Below are 1,288 nucleotides of genomic sequence, written 5' to 3'. Positions count from 1 at the left end.
AAGAGGAACCACCGAGTGAGCGAGAACACTGCCCAGACTGGAACTGATGATGCCCTGGATGGACCCGAGCAGCGGGTGGGGGCGGTTGTTGATGACCAGCTGATTGGTGAGCTGGTCGCGACCGCCCGCGCGCAGGGGTTGCAGTTGACCGGTGAGGGTTCGCTGTTGGCGGGGTTGACGAAGAAGATCCTGGAATCCGCCCTGGAAGGCGAGATCACCGATCATCTCGGCTATGAGAAGGGCGCGGGTGCGGCGAGCCCGTCGGGTAATGCCCGCAACGGGAAGCGCTCGAAGACGGTGACCACCGAGATCGGGCCGATCGAGATCGACGTGCCCCGGGACCGGCACGGCAGCTTCGAGCCGAAGATCGTGGCCAAGCGGCAACGCCGGCTGTCCGGTGTGGATGAGATGGTGCTGTCGCTGGCCGCGAAGGGCCTGACCACCGGGGAGATCTCGACGCACCTGGCCGAGGTGTATGGCACGAGTGTGTCCAAGCAGACCATCTCCACGATCACCGACAAGGTCCTGGACGGGATGGCCGAGTGGCAGAACCGACCCCTGGATGCGGTGTATCCGGTGATCTTCATTGATGCGGTGCACGTGAAGGTCCGCGACGGTCATGTGGCGAACCGGCCGATCTACATCGCCTTGGCGGTCACCACGGAGGGCACCCGCGACATTCTCGGGTTGTGGGCCGGCACCGGCGGGGAAGGAGCCAAGGACTGGCTGGCCCACCTCACGGAGCTCAAAAACCGCGGCCTCCAAGATGTGCTCATGGTGGTCTGTGACGGGCTGCGCGGGCTGCCGGAGGCGATTGAGACCGTCTGGCCCCAGGCGGTGACCCAAACCTGCGTGGTGCATCTCATCAGGAACAGTTTTCGGTATGCGGCCCGGCAGGACTGGGAGAAGCTGGCCCGCTCGCTCAAGCCGATCTACACCGCGCCCACCGAGGCCGCGGCCATGGAACGCTTCCTGGAGTTCACCGAGGACTGGGGCACCAAGTACCCGGCAATCATCAGGTTGTGGGAGAACGCCTGGGCCGAGTTCGTGCCCTTCCTGGCCTTCGACACCGAGATCAGGAAGGTCATCTGCTCCACCAACGCCATCGAGTCGGTCAACGCCCGCATCCGCCGGGCCGTGAAGGCCCGCGGCCACTTCCCCAACGAGACCGCCGCGCTCAAGTGTGTCTACTTGGCGGTCATGTCCCTGGACCCCACTGGGACAGGCCGGAAACGCTGGATCACCCGGTGGAAAGCGGCACTGAACGCCTTCGACATCGCCTTCGACG

The 1,288-nt window shown here is 64.9% G+C and carries 1 protein-coding gene; it reads left to right on the top strand.

The genetic code is table 11. The annotated features are described in order from the left end of the window. Positions 1-75: 75 nt before the first annotated feature. Positions 76-1,288 (top strand): IS256 family transposase (locus IEY55_RS31655; protein ID WP_373290092.1); only part of this gene is annotated, 1,213 nt, incomplete at its 3' end.

Source organism: Longimycelium tulufanense, from assembly GCF_014645795.1.
In the GTDB taxonomy this organism is placed as follows: Bacteria; Actinomycetota; Actinomycetes; order Mycobacteriales; family Pseudonocardiaceae; genus Longimycelium; species Longimycelium tulufanense.
The sequence above is the reverse complement of the archived record's forward strand: the minus strand, read 5'-3'. Positions and strand labels throughout refer to the sequence as shown.